At 70.8% G+C, this 18,328-nt stretch carries 19 protein-coding genes; 13 read left to right on the top strand and 6 right to left on the bottom strand.

What is annotated here, in order from left to right:
* The first annotated feature begins 15 nt into the window (after positions 1-15).
* On the top strand, positions 16-2,577 hold the full coding sequence (locus tag NR798_RS36190) for an ABC transporter permease (protein ID WP_375767110.1): 2,562 nt from the start codon (positions 16-18) through the stop codon (positions 2,575-2,577).
* Positions 2,578-2,582: 5 nt separating this feature from the next.
* Positions 2,583-2,972, top strand: a complete 390-nt coding sequence (locus tag NR798_RS36185; RefSeq protein ID WP_375767109.1) for a PleD family two-component system response regulator — start codon at positions 2,583-2,585, stop codon at positions 2,970-2,972.
* Positions 2,973-2,985: 13 nt separating this feature from the next.
* Here the strand turns inward: NR798_RS36185 and NR798_RS36180 are convergent, their stop codons facing one another.
* A complete protein-coding gene (locus tag NR798_RS36180; RefSeq protein WP_375767108.1) occupies positions 2,986-3,312 on the bottom strand; it encodes a PilZ domain-containing protein in 327 nt (108 codons plus the stop codon).
* A gap of 236 nt (positions 3,313-3,548) precedes the next feature.
* On the opposite strand from NR798_RS36180, the gene NR798_RS36175 reads away from it, so the two are divergent.
* The 11 genes from NR798_RS36175 to sctV all read left to right on the top strand — a co-directional run bounded on the left by NR798_RS36175 (position 3,549) and on the right by sctV (position 12,452).
* The gene (locus NR798_RS36175; protein WP_375767107.1) at positions 3,549-4,010 is read left to right on the top strand and encodes a hypothetical protein; all 462 of its coding nucleotides are present in this window, start codon (positions 3,549-3,551) and stop codon (positions 4,008-4,010) included.
* Positions 4,011-4,019: 9 nt separating this feature from the next.
* Positions 4,020-4,517: an ATP-dependent helicase HrpB gene (locus NR798_RS36170; RefSeq protein WP_375767106.1), complete on the top strand. Its 498-nt coding sequence runs from the start codon at positions 4,020-4,022 to the stop codon at positions 4,515-4,517.
* An 8-nt stretch (positions 4,518-4,525) separates the two neighbouring features.
* Positions 4,526-5,320, top strand: coding sequence for a flagellar M-ring protein FliF (locus NR798_RS36165; protein ID WP_375767105.1), 795 nt, complete (start codon positions 4,526-4,528; stop codon positions 5,318-5,320).
* Positions 5,321-5,340: 20 nt separating this feature from the next.
* Positions 5,341-5,856 (top strand): hypothetical protein, encoded by a 516-nt coding sequence (locus NR798_RS36160; RefSeq protein WP_375767104.1) that lies wholly within the window; start codon positions 5,341-5,343, stop codon positions 5,854-5,856.
* Between the two features lie 114 nt (positions 5,857-5,970).
* The gene (locus NR798_RS36155) at positions 5,971-7,125 is read left to right on the top strand and encodes a FliM/FliN family flagellar motor switch protein (protein WP_375767103.1); all 1,155 of its coding nucleotides are present in this window, start codon (positions 5,971-5,973) and stop codon (positions 7,123-7,125) included.
* Between the two features lie 8 nt (positions 7,126-7,133).
* A complete protein-coding gene (locus NR798_RS36150) occupies positions 7,134-7,538 on the top strand; it encodes a flagellar biosynthetic protein FliO (RefSeq protein ID WP_375767102.1) in 405 nt (134 codons plus the stop codon).
* Positions 7,535-8,260: a type III secretion system export apparatus subunit SctR gene (gene sctR / locus NR798_RS36145; protein WP_375767101.1), complete on the top strand. Its 726-nt coding sequence runs from the start codon at positions 7,535-7,537 to the stop codon at positions 8,258-8,260. Before NR798_RS36150 ends, sctR begins: the two co-directional genes overlap by 4 nt.
* A gap of 4 nt (positions 8,261-8,264) precedes the next feature.
* A complete protein-coding gene (locus NR798_RS36140) occupies positions 8,265-8,534 on the top strand; it encodes a flagellar biosynthetic protein FliQ (RefSeq protein ID WP_375767100.1) in 270 nt (89 codons plus the stop codon).
* A complete protein-coding gene (locus tag NR798_RS36135) occupies positions 8,531-9,325 on the top strand; it encodes an EscT/YscT/HrcT family type III secretion system export apparatus protein (protein WP_375767099.1) in 795 nt (264 codons plus the stop codon). The genes NR798_RS36140 and NR798_RS36135 overlap by 4 nt, the downstream gene beginning before the upstream one ends.
* On the top strand, positions 9,322-10,368 hold the full coding sequence (locus tag NR798_RS36130) for a flagellar biosynthesis protein FlhB (protein ID WP_375767098.1): 1,047 nt from the start codon (positions 9,322-9,324) through the stop codon (positions 10,366-10,368). The genes NR798_RS36135 and NR798_RS36130 overlap by 4 nt, the downstream gene beginning before the upstream one ends.
* Positions 10,365-12,452 carry a type III secretion system export apparatus subunit SctV gene (gene sctV, locus NR798_RS36125; RefSeq protein ID WP_375767097.1) on the top strand — a complete coding sequence of 696 codons (2,088 nt, stop codon included), beginning with the start codon at positions 10,365-10,367 and terminating at the stop codon, positions 12,450-12,452. The genes NR798_RS36130 and sctV overlap by 4 nt, the downstream gene beginning before the upstream one ends.
* Before the next feature lie 7 nt (positions 12,453-12,459).
* Here the strand turns inward: sctV and NR798_RS36120 are convergent, their stop codons facing one another.
* From NR798_RS36120 to NR798_RS36100, 5 genes are all read right to left on the bottom strand, one after another.
* The gene (locus NR798_RS36120; protein WP_375767096.1) at positions 12,460-12,798 is read right to left on the bottom strand and encodes an HU family DNA-binding protein; all 339 of its coding nucleotides are present in this window, start codon (positions 12,796-12,798) and stop codon (positions 12,460-12,462) included.
* A 124-nt stretch (positions 12,799-12,922) separates the two neighbouring features.
* Positions 12,923-14,341: a YhjD/YihY/BrkB family envelope integrity protein gene (locus NR798_RS36115; RefSeq protein WP_375767095.1), complete on the bottom strand. Its 1,419-nt coding sequence runs from the start codon at positions 14,339-14,341 to the stop codon at positions 12,923-12,925.
* Positions 14,342-14,478: 137 nt separating this feature from the next.
* Positions 14,479-17,061: an Rne/Rng family ribonuclease gene (locus NR798_RS36110; RefSeq protein ID WP_375767094.1), complete on the bottom strand. Its 2,583-nt coding sequence runs from the start codon at positions 17,059-17,061 to the stop codon at positions 14,479-14,481.
* 539 nt (positions 17,062-17,600) lie between these two features.
* Positions 17,601-18,047, bottom strand: a complete 447-nt coding sequence (locus NR798_RS36105) for a DUF3052 family protein (protein ID WP_375767093.1) — start codon at positions 18,045-18,047, stop codon at positions 17,601-17,603.
* Positions 18,044-18,328: an acylphosphatase gene (locus tag NR798_RS36100; protein WP_375767092.1), complete on the bottom strand. Its 285-nt coding sequence runs from the start codon at positions 18,326-18,328 to the stop codon at positions 18,044-18,046. Before NR798_RS36100 ends, NR798_RS36105 begins: the two co-directional genes overlap by 4 nt.

The raw sequence follows: 18,328 nt of genomic DNA, 5'->3' as shown, positions 1-18,328 counted from the left end.
TAAGGTGGGCGCGACATGCTCTCGCTGCTCCGGCTCGTCTCCCTGCGTCACGTCCTGGGTGCCCCGCTGCGCACCGGCCTCACGGTGCTGGGCGTGGCCGTGGGGGTGGCCACCATGGTGGGGGTGATGTCCATCAACGGCTCGGTGCTGGACGCCTTCCGCTCGACGGTGGATGCCATCGCGGGGAAGGCGGAACTCACGGTGGCGGGCACGCAGGTGGGCTTCGACGAGTCCGTGCTGGAGCGGGTGCGGGCGGTGCCCGGGGTGGCGCACGCCTCGGGGGCGCTGACGGTGATCGTCCCGGTGAAGGGCGCGCCGGGCGAGCGCCTCTACGTGATGGGGGTGGACCTGCTGGATGACGGCCACTTCCGCACCTACGAGGGCGTGGACCGGGACCTGGGCGCGCTGTCGGATGACCTGGAGTTCCTCAACTCGACGGACCGGATGCTCGTCTCGGAGCGCTTCGCGCGCGAGCGTGGGTTGAAGGTGGGGGACGGCTTCCAGCTCCTCACTGGGAGCGGGCCCCAGGACTTCGTGGTGCACGCGCTCATCCGCGAGTCGGGGCCGGTGAAGGCCTTTGGCGGCTCGGTGGGCGTGATGGACATGGCGTCGGCGCAGGCGGCCTTCGGGCGCGAGCGGACGCTGGACCGGATCGACGTGGCGGTGGACCCGTTGGTGGGCGTGGACGCGGTGCGCGAGCGCCTGCGGACAACCCTGGGCGGAGGCTTCGAGGTGGAGCGCCCGTCGCTCCGGGGCGGCTCGGTGGCCACCATGGTGCGCAGCTTCCAGATGGGGCTGAACCTGGGCTCCGGGGTGGCGCTGCTGGTGGGGGTGTTCCTCGTCTACAACACCATCGCCATCAGCGTGGTGCAGCGGCGCCGGGAGATTGGGACGCTGCGGGCGCTGGGGGCCACGCGCCTGCGCATCCGGGCCCTCTTCACGCTGGAGGCGCTGGTGCTGGGCGGGGTGGGGACGGTGCTGGGGCTGCCGCTGGGGGTGCTGCTCGGGCGGCTCGCCATCGGTTGGGTGTCCGGAGCCATCTCCAGCCTCTACATCCAGGTGAACGCGCGGGACGTGACGGTGGGCCCGGTGGAGCTGGGGCTGGGCGTGGCGCTCGGCGTGCTGGGCAGTGGCCTCGCGGCCCTGAAGCCGGCGCTGCAGGCCTCGAGCGTGCTCCCGGTGGAGGCGCTGCGCCGGGACGCGGCCCAGGGCGCGGGAGTGGGCAGCTCGCGCCTGTCCACGCTGCTCGGCGTGGGGTGCCTGCTGCTCGTGTATCCGGCCACGTGGCTGCCCGCCCCGGTGGAGAACCTGCCGGTGGGCGGCTACATCTCCATCTTCCTCGTGCTGGCGGGCACCACGCTGCTCGCCCCGGGGGTGCTGCGCCTGCTGTGGCACGTCTACCACCGCCCGGGCGAGGCGCTGCTGGGGGTGAGTGGCCGGCTGGCGGCGGACAACTTCGCCCGAGCCCCCGCGCGCACGGCCGTGCCCGTGTCCGCGCTGGCCATTGGCGTGGCCATGTCGGTGTGCATCGCCGGCTTCGTGGGCTCCTTCCGCTCGGCGGCACACCGGTGGCTGGACCAGTCGGTGCCGGCGGACCTCTTCCTCACCTCGGCGGCGCGCATCGCGGGCAGCCGCAACCAGCCCATGGCGCCGGAGCTGGCGGAGGAGCTGGCGGCGCTGCCGGGCGTGTCCCAGGTGGACCGGGTCCGCGTGCTGCCCCACGACGTGCTCGGCCTGCGCGCCTACGTCATCTCCCTCATCCCCGAAATCTACGAGCGTTACGGCAAGCCCCAGCTGCTGGAGGGCCGCCTGCCCACGCGAGAGGAGCGGCTGGCCGGGCGGGTCCTCATCTCGGAGAACCTCTCGCGCCGCCGGGAGCTGCACGTGGAGGACACCTTCGAGATGTCCACGCCCACGGGGGCGCGCACCTACACGGTGGCCGGGGTGGCGGTGGACTACACCTCGGACCAGGGCGTCGTCTTCCTGGCGCGCGAGGTGTACCAGGCGCACTTCCAGGACGACCGGGTGGACACCTTCGAGCTGTACCTGGCGGACCGCTCGCGCCTGGACGAGCTGCGCCGCACCATCACCGAGCGGTGGGGCGAGCAGCACCAGCTCTACGTGCTGAGCAACGCGGACCTGCGCCAGGAGGCCACCGCGCTCATCGACGAGGCCTTCTCCGTCTCCTACGCGATGGAGGTGGTTGCGGTGCTGCTGGCGCTGCTGGGGGTGGTCAACACGCTGCTGGCGGCGGTGTTGGACCGGACCCGGGAGATTGGCCTGTTGAGGGCGGTGGGGGCGGCCCGCTCCCACATCGTCCGGCTGTTCGTCGGGGAGGCGGCCTTCATCGGCCTGTCAGGAGGGCTCATCGGAGCGCTGGCGGGGCTCTGGATGGGGGTCCTCATCACCGACGTGGTAGGCGGTCAGGCCACGGGGTGGAGCTTTCCCTATATTTTTCCTGCCCGGCTGGCCGTTGTCATGGGGGTTGCATCCACCCTGTGCGCCATCATGGCCGGGCTGTATCCTGCGCGTCGTGCCGCCACCCTGAACGTGGTGGAGGCGCTCGCATACGAGTGAGTCCCATGGCTGCCAACCTGCAGAATCCCTTCCACATCCTCCTGGTCGAGGACGAGCCCGTCATCCGGGAGCTCGTGCGTTCCATGTTGAGCGACGGGGCCGTGGAGGTCGTGTGCGCCGCCAATGGCATCGAGGGGTTGAAGCTGGCCAAGAGCCGCCCCTTCCAGCTCGTGCTGATGGACGTGGTGCTGCCGCAGCTGGACGGCATCTCGGTGTGCCGGATGCTCAAGAGCGACCCGTCGACGTCGAAGGTGCCCGTCTACATGCTCACGGCCAAGTCCAAGAAGTCGGACATGGAGAGCGCCACCATGGCGGGAGCGGATGGCTACATCCAGAAGCCCTTCAAGGGCGCGGAGCTGATGGCGCTGGTGGACAGGCTGCGCCGGGTGGCCTGAGGCCGGGCCCGGCTCAGGGCAGGCGCGGGTGGAGGTAGCGCGCCAGCAGCAGGAAGTGATCCCAATCCAGGTCTGCGAACTCGAGCGCCACGCCATGCGCGGCGCGGCGGACGACATTGCACGTGGCGGTGATGTCCCCGATGCCGGGCAGCGGCAGCGTGAGGGACAGCTGCTGGGTGGTGTCGGGAGGGTGGCCGTGGAGGAACAGGCCCGCCATGGACAGGTCGCGCGCCTTGACGAGCACGGTGCGCTCGCCCAGGTGCACCTTCACCATCCAGTTGGCGTCCACGCGCGGGTGGTAGCGCTCCTGGGGGCGGAGCGGAGTGTTGGACGGCGTCATGGGGAAACTCCTCGGGGTGCGACAGGGAGCTACAGTGTGGAGCAGCCCTGGGGGGTCGCAACTTTTCGTCCGGGTCCCGCGGGCGCCCGCTGACCGTCCACGCGCGCGGATGCGAGCTCCACGATGTGGAGGGTTGGGCGGGTGGGGGCGCTGCCATGTGCCCGGGAAGACGCCGCCCGCCCGTTGGCACGCCGGCTGAAGAAGCCCCTGCGCATCCCAAGCGCAGGAGGTTTCACGTGGAGAACGGCAATCGGATTGGCTCGCTGTCCATCACCCCCACCGTGGCGAGGCAGACGCCGCGGAACGACTTCGGCACGGTGTTCGCGCGGACGGCGCAGGAGGTGGTGAAGGCGGGGGCGGGAATCGCGGCGTCGATGATGCCGGGGGCGCCGATGGTGAGCGCGGCGGTGGCGAGCGTCAGCTCGGTGGTGTCGTCGACGGCGTCGTCCGTCGGGGGAGCATCGGCGCTGCCCGGGGCGGGGGGCGCGGGAGGAGTGGGCGGCACCGCGGGAGGGGGAGAGCCGTGGGACCTGCTCGCGGCGCAGCGGGAGATGCAGGCCGAGGGGATGAAGATGAACCTGGCCTACATGAACCTGCAGAACGAGATGCAGGCGGAGAGCCGGGCGCACAACGCCATCTCCAACATCATGAAGGTGCGCCACGACTCGGCGAAGGCCGCCATCAACAACATCCGGTAGGGGCGAGCCATGGCCATCGACAAGGTGGGGGCGATTGGCGGGGCGGGAGCGACGCCCGCGCTGGAGCCCTCGGGGAAGGCGCGGTTCGGCGAGGTGCTGGAGGGGGTGAAGGGCCCGGCGAAGCAGCCGGGGCCCCGGGTCGCCACCGAGGGTACGCCACAGCTGGCCTCCACGGACAAGACGGAGGCAGCGCGCGGGACGTGCAAGGCGGAGGGGGTGGGGAAGGCCACGGGAGGCACGTCGGAGGTGCAGGCGGGTGGGCGGTTGGACTCGGTGCAGGCGGCGAGGTCCCAGCAGGCGGTGCAGGTGCTGGACCGGGTGACCGAGGCGCAGAAGCGGTTGGACAACCTCCTGGCGCTGGCCGAGTCCGGGAGGTCGTTCTCTCCTGCGGAGCTGCTGGCCGTCCAGGCCCACGTGTACCGGGCGAGCCAGGAGCTCGATCTCGCCGGGAAGGTCGTCGAGAAGGCGACCGGTGGCGTCAAGCAGGTGCTGCAGACCCAGGTGTGAGGACTCCCATGGACTTCCGACGCTGTCTCTTCCTGCTGCTCCTGTGTGCCACGGGGTGCAGGGAGCGCATCCAGCACGGCCTGGACGAGCGCCAGGCCAACGAGTTGCAGACGGTGCTCGTCGAGCGGGGGCTCGATGCGCGCAAGGTGCCCGAGGCGGGCAAGAAGCCCACGTGGGCCATCGAGGTGACGGAGGAGCAGTCCTCGGACGCGGTGCGCATCCTCGCGGAGCTGGGGCTGCCGAGGCCCAAGGCGGACGAGGGTTGTGACGTCTTCGGTGGAGGCGGGCTGGTGCGGACGCCGGTGGAGGAGCAGCTCTGCCGGGTGAGGGTGATGGAGCAGGGGCTGGAGAAGACGCTCCAGACAGTGGAGGGGGTCATCCTCGCGCGCGTGCACCTGGTGGTGCCGCCGCCGCCGAGGCCGGGACAGCCGCCAGTGCCGTCGAAGGCCTCGGCGATGCTGCGCGTGGCGCCCGGCTACGCGGAGACGATCAAGGGCTCGCGGGAGCTGCTGCGCTCGCTCCTCGCGGGAGGCGTGGAGGGGCTCTCCTCCGAGTCGGTGTCTCTCATGGTGGACGAGGTATCCACGCGGGTGGTGGCTCCCCCGCCGGGGGCGTCTCCGCTGACGCGGCTGCGGGTGCTGCTGGCGGTGCTGTCCCTGGTGGTCACGGGGCTGTCGGTGGGGTTGATCCTCATGACGCTGCGTCTGCGGCACTACCGGGCGAGGGCGGAAGCGAAGCCCGCAGCTCCGCCGGCCCCCACGCGTCCGGTAGTGACACCCGGGGCCGCACGCAAGGTGGCGTGAGCTTCCTGGGAGGGTGAGACATGGAAGCGACGCGCATCGAACGTCCTGGCGCGAAGACGCCAGGGCCGGAGCAGACGGTGGCGGTCCGGGCTCCCCGGAATCCGCCGCCGGAGCCCGCGAAGAAGTTGGCGCACCCGGAGCCGGTGAAGTGCCCGCCTCCGGTGGCGTTGCCCCTGGATCGGATTGCCCTGGTGGCGCTCGTCTTCGGGCGGGAGCGGGCGGGGGCACTGCTCGAGGGCTTGAGGGAGCCAGAGGTGCGGGAGGCGAAGAACCACCTGGCCGGCTTCTCCGCGCTCTCCTCGGCGAGGCGGCAGGCGCGGGTGGCGGTGGAATTCGGAGTACGGACGGATGCGGCGGCGCGGCTGCGGGCGGTGATGGAGGAGGCCCCGGAGGTGCTGCGGCGGGAGCTCTTCCGGAGGCTGCCGCCCTATCACCGCAGCCTCTTCCCGGAGCGGCAGGTGGAACCGTCCGGCGCGGCGGCCACCCCGGCGGTGTGCGCGCTGGCCGAGCGGCTCCTCCGCGAAGCCACGCGCTGAGACTCCCCGTCCCGAGCCGGGACGGACCCTGACATCCAACCCCTCGTTTTCGCGAGCACGGCCGTTGGCATCGGCCGTGAACAGGAGCGGTGCGTCCGCGGCACGGAGCGAACCATGCAGAGTCCTCTTGGAGAGAGCAGTCAGCCCACGACGTTGAAGCCCATGACGCTGCGCCGGCTCGGCACGCGCCGGCTGGCGCGGGCCCACGTGACACTGAACGAGCGGCCCCAGGTGGTGCGGCTCGCGCGGCAGGCGCTCCAGGGCGTGTGCGACGCGCTCGGCCGGGAGCTGGGGTGCCCCGTGCGAGCGGAGGCGCGATTGCTGGAGGCGGTGGTGATGCCGGCGGCGGGGCTGGCGCACACGGCGGCCTTCGCCCTGGTGGACCTGTCGGCGACAGGAGGAACGGCGGTGCTGGAGCTGGAGCCGCCGGTGCTCTTCGCCGCGCTGGAGCGCATGGCGGGGGCGGGGACGAAGCCGGGCCCCATCACGGAGCTGACGCGCCTGGAGGAGGCGTCCTTCGCCTTCCTGGGCATGTCGGCGCTGTACGCGCTGCGCGGCCAGGGGGAGCTGCACCGGTGGTTCGGCCCGCGCCTCGTGGCGGTGACGATGAATCGCACGGAGGCCCTGGCGCGGCTCGATGCCCGGCAGCGCCATCTGGGTGTGGAGCTGACGGTGACGGTGGGGCAGACGACGGCGGGTGGACGGCTGGTGCTGCCCGCGGTGGTGCTCGAAGGCGTGCTGAAGGAGCTGCCAGCGGAGCATGACGCGGAGCTCGCGCCCGAGGTGCTGGCGGCGCGGTTGGAGGCCCGCTGCTTCGTGGGCAGCACGTCCCTGCCGGGCAAGGCGTTGGAGTCGCTCGGGCCGGGGGACGTCGTTCTCTTCGAGGGGCTGCGCCAGGAGGGCACGGAGCTGTCGGGGTCCGGGCGTCTCGTCCTGCGCGGCTTCGAGCTGACGGGTGACTTCACCCCCGAGGGTTTCTCGTTGAACCACGCGCGCAGGCGCGGACTTTTCCAGGAGTCGGACATGGCGACCGTAATCGAGCGGAGCGAGGGAATGCCCCCGCTGCCGGTGGAAGTGGAGATCGAGCTGACGCGGCTGCTGCTGCCCGTCTCGGAGCTGGCGGTGTTGAAGCCGGGGGCGCTGCTGCCGCTGCACATCAACGCGAGCGAGCCGGTGCTGCTGCGCGTGGGCGACCGGGCGGTGGCCCGGGCGGAGCTGGTGGACATCGAGGGCGAGGTGGGGGCCCGGATCCTCACCCTGCTGCCATGAGCGCGCCCATGAAGACCGTGTTCGACGCAATGTCTCCGCGCAACAAGCTGCTCCTGGCACTGGGGCTCGTGCTCGGGCTGTCCGCGCTGGCCCCGCTGGGAGGCGTGTCAGCGGCCGTGTTGGCCCGTGGGCTGTTGGGAGCCGCGGCCCTGGCGGGCCTGGGATGGTGGCTCGTGCGGCGTCGCCGGTCCGACGTCCGGTTCGCGCTCACCGAGCGCATGCGGGTGGTGTCGAGGACGGGCCTGTCGCAACGCTGTGGACTGGCACTGGTGGAGGTGGAGGGAAGCCAGTACCTCGTGGCTTTCGGAGACTCCTTCGCGGAGATCCGCCGGGCGCACACACCGGTGCGAGTGAAGACCCGGTCGAAGCGGCGCGCGGTGGCCCGCACCTACGAGAAGGAGACCCTGTCATGAGCCGCGCGTTGCTCGTGCTGGGCGTGCTCGTTCCCGGGTCGGCCTCGGCTGCGGAGGCGCCGCTCTCGCAGATGTCCTTCGCCGGCAGCCCGCTGTCGATGATGGGGATGCTGGCAGGGATGTCGCTGCTGCCTTTCGCGGTGCTGATGCTGACGAGCTTCTCGAAGATCGCCGTGGTGCTGTCGCTGGCGCGCTCGGCGATGGGAACGCAGCAGGCGCCGCCCACCATCGTGCTCACGGGGCTGGCCGCGGTGCTGACGGGGCACATCATGGCGCCGGTGATGGAGCGCATGTACGACGTGGGGCAGGCCGTCTACCAGGACGTCGGCTCGGGTGCGCAGATCATCAGCGCGGCGGGGAGGGTGACCGAGCCGCTGCGCGCCTTCCTGGTGAAGCATGGCAGCCCGGAGGAGCGGGCCCGTTTCGTGGACCTGGCGCGCGAGCTGCGGCCGCCAGAGGAGGCGGGCCAGGTCCACGAGGACGATCTCTTCGTGGTCATTCCGGCCTTCGTCATCACCGAGCTGACGGAGGCCTTCCAGATTGGCTTCCTCGTCTTCCTCCCGTTCCTGGTGCTGGACATGGTCATCGCCAACATCTTGCTCGCGCTCGGGATGCAGTCATTGTCGCCGAGCCAGGTGAGCCTGCCCTTCAAGATCCTTCTCTTCGTGGCCGTGGATGGCTGGGCGCTGCTCGCGCGAGGCCTCATCCTCGGTTACCGGTGATGCCATGACCCAGGACGTCCTGCTCGCACTGGGCCGCGAGGCGCTGCTGCTGATGGTGCTCGCCTCCCTGCCGCCCGTTGGAGCCAGTCTGGTGGTGGGTTTCCTGATGAGCCTCTTCCAGGCCACCACGCAACTCCAGGAGAGCACCCTCACGGTGGTGCCCAAGCTGTGCGCGGCGGTGCTGGCGCTGGTGGTGGCCGGGCCGTGGATCGCCGGTCAGCTCACGCTCTTCGCGCATCACGTGCTGAGGGTCATCGCGGAGGTAGGCGGGTGAACCTCGAGTTGCTTCGCGCACAGCTGACGATATTGGGACCGAGCATGGTGGCGGTGGCCTTGTGCTCCGCGCGGCTGCTGCCGGTGGCTTTCCTCTGTCCTCTTCTGGGGGGACAGGCGGCTCCGACGACGGTGAAGCTCGCCCTGGTGCTGAGCCTCGCGCTCTTCCTGCACCATGTGGCGGGAGTGTCCCTGCCGGAGCCGGTGGAGACGCCGATGCAGCTGGCCGCCCTGGCGATGAAGGAGCTCACCTACGGCACGTCCGTGGGGCTGGTGGCGGCGCTGCCCTTCGACGCGGCGCGGATGGGCGGGCGCTTCATCGACCTGTTCCGGGGCACCTCGGCGGAGGCGAGCCTGCCCGTGGCCGGGACGCGCGAGTCCGCCACGGGGGATGCGCTCTACCAACTCCTCGTCGGACTGGTGGTGACGGGAGGACTGATGCCCGTCGTGCTCTCGGGACTGGTGCGTGGCTTCGGGTGGGTGAGGCTCGGCGCGTACGTGCCCACCGAAGCGGCGGTGATGCATGTGGTGGGGCTCGCTGGGGGCGCGATGGCCACGGGGCTCGCGGTGGGAGCGCCCATCGCCGCGGCGGTGATGGCGGTGGACTGTCTGTTGGGCATGGTGTCGCGCGCCGCGCCCCAGGTGAACCTCCAGGACCTGGGGGCGCCGCTGCGCATCCTGGCCGGAGGCGCATTGCTGTGGCTCGCGGTGGGCATCCTCTGTGAGCGGCTGCTCGCGGGTTTCCTCTCGGTGGACGGCGCGCTGTTCCGGCTGGGCGAGGTGGCGCGGTGAGCGAGAAGACGGAACAACCCTCGGCGAAGCGTCTGCGCGAGGCACGCCGCAAGGGGCAGATTCCGCGCAGCCGTCTGCTGTCCTCCAGCGTGGTGACACTCGGGGGGCTGCTCGGCCTCACGGCGTCGGCACCCGCTGGTTTCGCGAGGCTGAAGGAGTGGACGGCCCGCTTGATGCTGCATCAGGAGCCCACGGGCGCGTTGCAGGAAGCGGTGGGGTTGATGGCGCTCCTGGTGGGGCCCGCGCTCGGTGGCGCATTGCTGGCATCGCTCGCGGTGTCCGTGGCCACGGTGGGCTTCGAGCTGAACACGGAGCACGTGATGCCCAAGCTCGAGCGCATCAACCCGGCGGAGGGCCTGAAGAAGCTCTTCAGCGTGAAACCGCTCATCGAGCTGGGCAAGGCGCTGCTCGTGACCGCGGTGGTGGTGTGGCTCGTCTGGAGCGCGGCCGTGGAGGCCGGACCGGACGTGCTTCGCACGGCCTGGCTGGAGGGTCCGCTAGGGCTGGAGCACCTCCTGGGCCGGCTCGGGCCGCTCACCCTGCGGCTCGCGTGGGTCCTCGTGGTGCTGGGGGTGGGGGACTACGCGCTCGCGCGCCGCAAGCACGTGAAGGACTTGATGATGACGCGCGAGGAGGTGAAGCGGGAGCACAAGGAGAGCGAGGGCGACCCGCACCACAAGAACCAGCGCAAGGCGCTGCACCGCCAGTTGGCCGCGGGAGGCCCGGCACGTGGAGTGCAGAAGGCGAGCGTCGTGGTCGTCAACCCCACGCACATCGCGATCGCGCTCCGCTATGCCACGGAAGAGTGTGATGCGCCCTACCTCGTCGCCAAGGGGCGAGAGATGGACGCGCTCGCACTGAGGCGCGAGGCCGAGCGGCTCGGAATCCCGGTGGTCCGGGACGTGCCGCTGGCCCGCAGCCTCATCCACTACGACGTCGGGGAGGAGATCCCCGAGGAGCTGTACCAGGCCGCCGCGGCGGTCCTCCGGGTCGCGCAGGAGTCGCAGGACGTGGACGACCATCCACGGAGGCAGACGTCATGAACCGACTGATGAAGATTCTCATGAGGGCTCGCAAGTCCTCGGATGTGGTGCTCGCGGCGGCGATGGCCGCGGTGCTCGGTGCGCTGATCATCCCGCTGCCGCCCTGGCTGCTGGACCTGGGGCTGGCCATCAACCTGGCGGCGGCGGTGGCGCTGCTGGTGGCGGCGCTCTACGCCCGGGACGCGCTGAAGGTGACGTCCTTCCCGACGCTGCTGCTGTTCACCACGCTCTTCCGGCTCTCGCTCAACGTGTCGTCCACGCGGCTGGCGCTCGCGGAGGGACATGCGGGAGAGGTCATCCAGGCCTTCGGCGAGTTCGTGGTGCGAGGGGACTACGTCGTCGGCGCGGTCATCTTCGCCATCCTCACGCTGGTGCAGTTCCTCGTGGTGGCCAAGGGCGCCGAGCGCGTGGCCGAGGTCTCCGCGCGCTTCACCCTGGATGCGATGCCGGGCAAGCAGATGTCCATCGACGCGGACCTGCGCGCGGGAGCCATCGATCAGGCGCAGGCCCGCCGCCGGCGCCGGAACCTGGAGCGCGAGTCACAGATGTTCGGCGCGATGGATGGCGCGATGAAGTTCGTGAAGGGAGACGTCATCGCCGGCCTGGTCATCGTCGCGGTGAACCTCCTGGGCGGCATCTGCATCGGCATCCTGCAGAACGGGATGAGCATGGCGGACGCGGCCTCTACCTATGCCCTCATCGCCATCGGTGACGGGCTGGTGTCGCAGATTCCCTCGCTGTGCATCGCGGTGGCGGCGGGCCTCGTCGTCACGCGCGTGGCCTCGGAGAAGGAGGACGACTCGCTCGGTGCGGAGATTGGCGCGCAGCTCTTCGGCGAGGCCAAGGCGCTCTGGGTGGTGGCCGGGCTCTGCGTGGCCCTCGCCGCGATGCCGGGGATGCCGCACCTGACGTTTCTCGGGCTGGGAGCAGCCCTGGGAGGACTCGCGCATTCCCTCGCGGGGATGAAGGCTGCCGCGGCGGAGGAGGACGCCGCCACGGCGCAGGCCGAGGGCAGAGCCGAAGCAGGGGAGGCGGCGCAGGGCGGGCCGGGAGCGCCTCCCGAGAGCACGGTGGCTCCGGTGGGGGTGGCCCCGCTGACGGTGGACCTCGCGCCGGACCTCACCCCGCTGGCCCAGGAGCAGGGGGGCGCGTTCGTGCACCAGGTGCTCAACCGGATAAGGGACGAGCTCTTCTACGAGTTGGGCGTGCGCGTGCCGGGCATCCGGGTGCGGACCGAGGCCGCCTATCTGCCGGCGGGGACCTACCGCATCCTGATCGACGAGGTGCCCGCGGCGATGGGGCAGGTGGTGCCCGGGGCGCTCTATGCGCTGGCGCAGCCGGAGGAGCTGGCCTTCCTGGAGCTGAAGGCGGAGCCCACGATGGAGCCCTCCACGGGCAAGCCCATCAGCCGCGTGTTGGCGGAGGCGCGTGCCCGCCTGGAGATGGCGCAGGTGCCGCTCCGGAGCGCGGGAGACCTCATCGCCGAGCACCTGCGGAGCATCATCCGCGCCCGCACGGCGGGGTTCCTCGGCATCCAGGAGGTGCAGGGGCTGTTGGACGGGCTCGAGGCCCAGGCGCCCACGCTGGTGAAGGAAGCGCTCCAGAAGGTCCCGCTGCCGCTGCTCACCGAGGTGTTGCGCAAGCTCGTGGAGGAGCAGGTGAGCATCCGCAACATGCGCGCCATCCTCGAGGCGCTGGTGGCTCCCACGACCGAGGGGGATGCCACGGCCCTGGCCGAGCGCTGCCGCCAGGCGCTGTCCCGCTACCTCAGCCACAAGTTCGCCCCGTCCGGGCCGCTCTTCGCCTACCTGGTGGATCCGGAGATCGAGGAGACGCTGCGCTCCGGCGGGCCACGTGGGCCGGCGCCCTCGCCCGAGCGGGTGGCGGAGATCCTGGAGGGGGTGAAGCACCTCGCCACGGGCGGGCAGACGGTGCTGCTCACCGCGCCCGACGTCCGGCGGACCCTGCGCAAGCTGTGCGAGGGCGCCTTCCCGGACGTCGCGGTGCTCACCTATGGCGAGCTGGACATGAACCTGCAGATCCGCCCGTTGGGGCGGCTGTCACCCGTGCCCCTGGGGCGTTGAGCGGGGGTTAGTAGGTGCCGCTGCCACTCTTGGGGTCGAACGAGATGTCGGACTGCGGCGTCTGGGGCGCCGGCCGGTTGACCCGGTCGCGCAGCTCCTTGCCCGTGCGGAACAGCAGGCCCCGCTTGGGCTTCACGGGGATGATCTGTCCCGTCTTCGGATTGCGGCCCTGGTAGCCCTGGTAGTTCTTCACATGGAAGGCCCCCAGCCCGCGGATCTCGATGTTCTCCCCGCGGCAGAGCGCCTCCTTCATGGACTCGAAGATCGTCTCGACCGTGGCCTCGGCCTGTTTCTGCGTCATCCCCTTCTTGTTGACGAGGACGTTGATCAGATCGGACTTCAGCATCGCACGCTCCCGCAAACCGCCTAACTCCTCGGAAACAGGGCGCTTGGCCCGTGGTCGAATCCCGAAAACATAACAGAACGGAGGCAGCGCGCAAGGCGCGAGGACCGCCAACCTCCCAGAAACGTTACGGATTTCCGCTTCCCGTCACGGTCTCGGCCGGAGCGGGTGCCGGGGCGGTCACCGCCTGGGCCTCCGCCAGCCCCGGGCGCACCAGGATGGCGAGGTCCACCCACCGGGTCCGGCGCAGCACGTCGAGCCCCGCCCGGTCCGACTCCCGGAAGAAGGCGTCCAGCACCTCGAAACCGGGGGCGCGCGGGGTCGTGTGAGTCCCGGGCTCCACGGGGTTGTAGACGCCGTGCACGGCGAGCGTCAGGTCGGCGAGGGTGAGCTCGGCCGGAGCGCGGGCTGGCAGGACGCCGCCCCTCCGGTGGCGCTCGACCAGGCCCGCCCGTTCCAGGTCGTCCACCACCTCCTCGACGAGGGCCTCGGCGACCCGGAGACGCAGGGCCAGATCCCGAGGCAGCGGCGGCAGTCCACCGTCGAACCAGACGAGCGTGGTCTCCTGGGCCACCCGGGCGGCCACCAGCTCCCGTGCGCGCGGGTGGGCGCCGAAGGCCCACAGCGAGTCCCGGAACGTGGCGTGCTCCACCGCGTACGAGAGGCGGGCGCCGATGAGGAAGAGGAGCCAGTCCACGTACAGCCACGCGAGGAACATGGGCAGGGCGCCCAGCGAGGCGTAGAGCGGGTTGTGGCGGAAGCTGTACGCGGCAATTCCCGTGTACACATGCCGCGCCACGCTCCAGGCCGCGCCCGCCACCAGCCCGCCCGAGAGCGCCGAGCGCAGGCGCAGGTGCGTGTTGGGCGTCACGTAGTAGAGCAGGGTGAGCCCACCCGCCGCCATGACGGGAGACAGGGCGCCGAACAGCAGCTCGAAGAGGTCCACGACGAGCGGAGCGTGGGTGCCCTCCAGGAAGGAGCGGACCACGCCCGAGCCCGTGAACGAGAGGGCCAGCATCAGCGGACCCAGCAGCAGCAGCCCCGCGTAGATGAGCCCGCGCACCAGCCAGGAGCGGTGGTTCTTCACGCCCCAGATCTCGTTCAACGAGACGTCGATGTTGTGCAGCAGCGAACCCGCCGAGAAGAGCAGCCCGAGGAAGCCCGCGCTTCCGATGGCCGTCGTGTGGCCCGGCTCCAGGAAGCCCTCGAGGAAGGCCGCCGACTCCTCGCGCACTCCGGGCGCCATCACCGCGAAGATGAGCTCCCGCAGGCGATGCTGGATGGCCTGTTGGTGGTAGGCACCCAGCAGGGCCACCACCACCGTCAGCAGCGGCACCAGGGAGAAGACGCTGATGTAGGTGAGCGCCGCGGCCCGCAGGCGGATGTTCTCGCCCTGGAAGCCTCGTGCGAGGCCGCGCACCGCCAGGAAGGTGTCCTTCGCGAAGCGGCCCGTGCGTGTCCGCTCCATCGGAGCCCAGGTGCGCCGGGCCCACTGAAGCGCGCTGGTGCGCAGTCGCTTGAGGAAGAGGGGGGTGAAGGGCCGCATCCGGGGGACGCCAAGGCTAGCCAATGCCGGGGAGGCTCGGCCAGGGGGAGGGGGGCTCGTGGCCCGCGGTGGGTGCTCCACAGCGGGCCCGGTACCCTCACCCCGTCCCTCTCCCGGAGGGAGAGGGGAAGTTGGGCTCAGCTGTTGCCGCCGGACTCGTTGCCGCCGTTGGACGGCTTCGGCTGCTCGCTCGCCTGGCCCTGCTGCTGCCCCTGCTGCTGTCCACGCCCCTCGCGCTGCTCGGGCCGGCGCTGCTGGTCGCCCCGGTTGCGGTCGCGGTCGCGGCCACCACCCCGGTCACCGCGCTCACCGCGCTCATTGCGGTCGCGGCTACCACCACCACCACCACCCCGGTCACCGCGCTCACCGCGCTCGCGGCCACCACCACCACCCCGGTCACCGCGCTCATTGCGGTCGCGGCCACCACCCCGGTCACGGTCGCGGCCACCCTCGCGTGCGCTCCGCTCGCCTCCGCCGCTCTCGGGCCGGCGCTGCATCGACAGCTCGCCATCACCCGAGCCCGGTGACGAGGCCACCTTGTGGTCCCCGCCCTGCGCGCTGCGGCCGTAGATGTCGTACTGCTCGCGGTGGTAGTTCTGCTGCGCCTTCACCTGGATGGACTTGTTGTAGCGGTCCATCAGGTGCCGCAGCTCCTGCCGCTCCTCGCCCTGGAGCAGCCGCGCCACCTCGGCGTTGCAGTTGATGACCAGCGTGGGGTCCTTGTAGCCCGGCGCCTCGCGGCGGATCTCCCCGAAGAGCTCGTAGGCCACCGTGGTCGCCGTCTTCACGAAGCCCTTGCCGTCGCAGTACGGGCAGTCCTCGTGCAGCACGCGGCCGATGGACTCGCGCACGCGCTTGCGCGTCATCTCCACCAGGCCCAGCTCGGAGATGCGCAGCACGTTCGTCTTGGCCTTGTCCCGGCCCAGCGCCTCCTGCAGCGACTTGAAGACCTTGTCCCGGTTCTGCGGCTTCTCCATGTCGATGAAGTCGCAGATGATGATGCCGCCGATGTTGCGCAGCCGCAGCTGGTAGACGATCTCCTTGGCCGCCTCGACGTTGATCTTGGTGATCGTCTCCTCGAGGCTCTTCTTGCCGACGTAGCGGCCCGAGTTGACGTCGATGGCGGTGAGCGCCTCGGCCTGGTCGATGATGAGGTAGCCGCCGCTCTTGAGCCACACCTTGCGCTGGGTGGCGCGCTGCAGCTCGTGTTCGATCCCGTAGGCGTCGAAGATGGGCTCGTCCGACTCGTGGAGCACCACCCGGTCCTTGAGCGCCGGATCCTGCGCGTTCACGAAGCCGAGGATGCGCTCGTACTCCTCGCGGTCATCGACGACGAGCTTCTCCACGTCGTGGGCGAAGAGGTCGCGCGTGGCGCGCAGGATGAGATCCAGGTCGGGGTGCAGCAGGCCGGGGCCACCGCGCTTCTCGTTGCGGCGCACCACCTGGTTCCACACCTCGATGAGGAAGCGGATGTCGGTCTCGAGCTTCTCCTGCGGCACGTTCTCGGCCACCGTGCGCACGATGAAGCCCGTCCCGGGCGGACGCAGCCGGTCCACGATTTCGCGCAGCCGCTTGCGCTCCTTCTCGTTGGAGATGCGGCGGCTGATGCCCACGTGGTCCACCGTGGGCATGAACACCAGGTGGCGGCCCGGGATGGAGATGTGCGAGGTGAGGCGCGCGCCCTTGGTGCCGATGGGATCCTTGGAGATCTGGACCACGACCTCCTGGCCCACCTTCAGCAACTCCTCGATCTTCGCCGTCTTGCGCGGCTTGGACTTCTCGTCGTCGCGCTTGCGCTGCTGCTCGTCGCGCTGCTTGCGGGCCTTGTCCTTCTCCCGGTCCTTCTCGCGGTCGCGATCCTTCTGCTCGCGGCGGGCCTCACGGGCCTCGCGAGCCGCCTCGCGGTTCTCACGCGGAGCCCGGCGCTCACCGGCGGCCGTCTCGGGACGCTGAGCAGGGGCCTCGGCCGGAGCGGCGGGGGCCACGGCGGCCTGCTGCTCGCTCGGGACGGTGGCCGGCTCGGGCGACAGCGCCAGGGCCACGGAGCCCTCGGTGGCGGGCATCGACGAAACCGTCTCCGAGGCGGCCGGGGCCGTCTGGGCCTCCACGCTCACGGGTGCGGACTCCACCGGCGCCACGGGGACGCTCACCGGCTCGGCGGGAGCGGCCACGGCCACCGGCTCGGCGGGAGCGGCAGCGGCCACCGGCTCGGAGGCAGTGGCCACCGGCTCGGCCGGGGCGGCCACGGGAGCGGGCTCCTCGGTCCGGGCCGCCGGCTCCTCGGCACGGTGCTCCTCGGGGCGCTGCTCCGGCTCCTCGACGGCATGAGGTGCCTCGCCACCGGGGGCGGTGTGCTCGTGGACCTCGGCGTCCACCTCGGAGCCCGACTCATGGGCGGCCTCGGCGGCCATGGCCTCGGACTCCTCGGGCACTTCCGGGGCGTCGTCGTGCTCGCCCTCGGTCAGCTCGAACTGGGCGCGTGCGAAGTCCGGGTCGTAGACGACGTCGCTGACGTAGAGGAAGGCCGCCTTCTCCAGGCCGATATCCACGAAGGCCGCCTGCATGCCCGGGAGCACCCGGACGACGCGGCCCTTGTAGATATTTCCGACGATTCCCTTGTCCTTCTTACGCTCGAGGTAGAACTCCGCGATGTGGCCGGTCTCGACGAGAGCCACGCGGGTCTCCCGGCCCGCCGCGTTGATGACGAGGATGCTGCTCATTGATGAATCCTGGGCGCGCGCGCGGATGCGTGAGCTCCGGCGGACGGGAGGCGACGGCGTCTCCCGCTTCCGAGCGCGCTGCGAGGGGAGAGGTGGCCCCGGGCCCTCGGTGCGCGCGAACGCAGGACGGCCCGTGTCTCCGGGCTCCGGCTGTCTCCGCGCGGGTGAGGGTTGTGGGGTCCAGACCTGCTCCTCCGAGTTCATGTGGCCCCGCGGGCACCCTGCCGGGCGGGGGCTTGCTTCCAATACGAGCGTTCCGGGGTCCCCTGGCGCGCCTACTGCCCGTCCTCTTCCTTCCACACCCGGTCGGAGCCCATCCGCGGGCGCCTTGGGGGGGCGATAGAGACCCGATGCACTGGCGCCCCCTGGTCTCCTGGGAACGCACCCGTCTCAAAAATCAAAAATCCACTTGGACCCCAAACGCCCCACCCCAGGTGGAACGTTCCAAGGCCCGAAAACAACAAAAGGTTTTCACGCCTGATACGACCTGTAAAGGCGAGACATGGAAAATGTCCGCCTTCCGGCAGCTCGCCCGCTCCCTAGGCCTGGGCGGTGGGGGCCCGCTTGCGGTGCTCCGGCTTGTCCAACCGGCCCCGGGGACGGCGCACCAGGCGCAGGCCCGTCCAGGTGCTGTCGATGATGCAGATCTTGTTGTCCACCATGCCGATGTCGAGCGCGGCCTGACGGATGAAGTCCTCGGAGAGGGACGTCTTGATGCCCTCGCCGCTGGGCCAGCACACCCAGATGCCCCCGGTGAGCGCCATGGCCCGCGAGAGGGCGGGCAGGCGCTGGACCAGCTCGTGCGCGTCCTGGGTGAAGAAGAGGATGACGTCCAGGCCCGTCTGGGCGGTGATGAGGAACTCCACGCCCTCGGGCAGCGGGTTGAGCCGCTGCACGAAGCCCCGCGGGGGGTTGATGACGGAGACCTTGCTGCCGGATTTGATGCCCAGCATGGCCGGCAGAGAAGCCAGCGCATAGGGAGTCATGAGCTACGCTCCACGGTGAAGGTGCTGAACTCCCCACGCGCCGGTTCATCGGCGCGCTCCACGTCCGTCACCCGGGCCTGGACGGGACCCCGGTGGCACCAGGTGACGAACGCCTCGATGGCCTCTGGCGCTCCCTCGACGACGGCCTCCACCGACCCGTCCGCGAGGTTGCGCACCTGCCCCGTCAGTCCGAGACGCAGGGCCTCGGTGCGGGCGCTCTCCCTGTAGAACACCCCTTGCACCTTGCCTCGAATCCGGAGGCTTGCTCGCCGCCTGTCCAT

This window comes from Archangium gephyra (assembly GCF_042230915.1).
GTDB classification, from domain to species: domain Bacteria; phylum Myxococcota; class Myxococcia; order Myxococcales; family Myxococcaceae; genus Archangium; species Archangium gephyra_B.
Note: the sequence above shows the minus strand (reverse complement) of the source record. Positions and strands in the feature narration are given on the sequence as shown.

Coding starts and splice junctions, on each gene's coding strand:
- NR798_RS36155 (WP_375767103.1), top strand. CDS start 5,971: ATGCAGAGTCCTCTTGGAGAGAGCAGTCAGCCCACGACGTTGAAGCCC.
- NR798_RS36110 (WP_375767094.1), bottom strand. CDS start 17,061: ATGAGCAGCATCCTCGTCATCAACGCGGCGGGCCGGGAGACCCGCGTG.
- NR798_RS36160 (WP_375767104.1), top strand. CDS start 5,341: ATGGAAGCGACGCGCATCGAACGTCCTGGCGCGAAGACGCCAGGGCCG.
- NR798_RS36100 (WP_375767092.1), bottom strand. CDS start 18,328: ATGGACAGGCGGCGAGCAAGCCTCCGGATTCGAGGCAAGGTGCAAGGG.
- NR798_RS36115 (WP_375767095.1), bottom strand. CDS start 14,341: ATGCGGCCCTTCACCCCCCTCTTCCTCAAGCGACTGCGCACCAGCGCG.
- NR798_RS36170 (WP_375767106.1), top strand. CDS start 4,020: ATGGCCATCGACAAGGTGGGGGCGATTGGCGGGGCGGGAGCGACGCCC.
- sctV (WP_375767097.1), top strand. CDS start 10,365: ATGAACCGACTGATGAAGATTCTCATGAGGGCTCGCAAGTCCTCGGAT.
- NR798_RS36180 (WP_375767108.1), bottom strand. CDS start 3,312: ATGACGCCGTCCAACACTCCGCTCCGCCCCCAGGAGCGCTACCACCCG.
- NR798_RS36165 (WP_375767105.1), top strand. CDS start 4,526: ATGGACTTCCGACGCTGTCTCTTCCTGCTGCTCCTGTGTGCCACGGGG.
- NR798_RS36185 (WP_375767109.1), top strand. CDS start 2,583: ATGGCTGCCAACCTGCAGAATCCCTTCCACATCCTCCTGGTCGAGGAC.
- sctR (WP_375767101.1), top strand. CDS start 7,535: ATGAGCCGCGCGTTGCTCGTGCTGGGCGTGCTCGTTCCCGGGTCGGCC.
- NR798_RS36140 (WP_375767100.1), top strand. CDS start 8,265: ATGACCCAGGACGTCCTGCTCGCACTGGGCCGCGAGGCGCTGCTGCTG.
- NR798_RS36150 (WP_375767102.1), top strand. CDS start 7,134: ATGAAGACCGTGTTCGACGCAATGTCTCCGCGCAACAAGCTGCTCCTG.
- NR798_RS36105 (WP_375767093.1), bottom strand. CDS start 18,047: ATGACTCCCTATGCGCTGGCTTCTCTGCCGGCCATGCTGGGCATCAAA.
- NR798_RS36120 (WP_375767096.1), bottom strand. CDS start 12,798: ATGCTGAAGTCCGATCTGATCAACGTCCTCGTCAACAAGAAGGGGATG.
- NR798_RS36190 (WP_375767110.1), top strand. CDS start 16: ATGCTCTCGCTGCTCCGGCTCGTCTCCCTGCGTCACGTCCTGGGTGCC.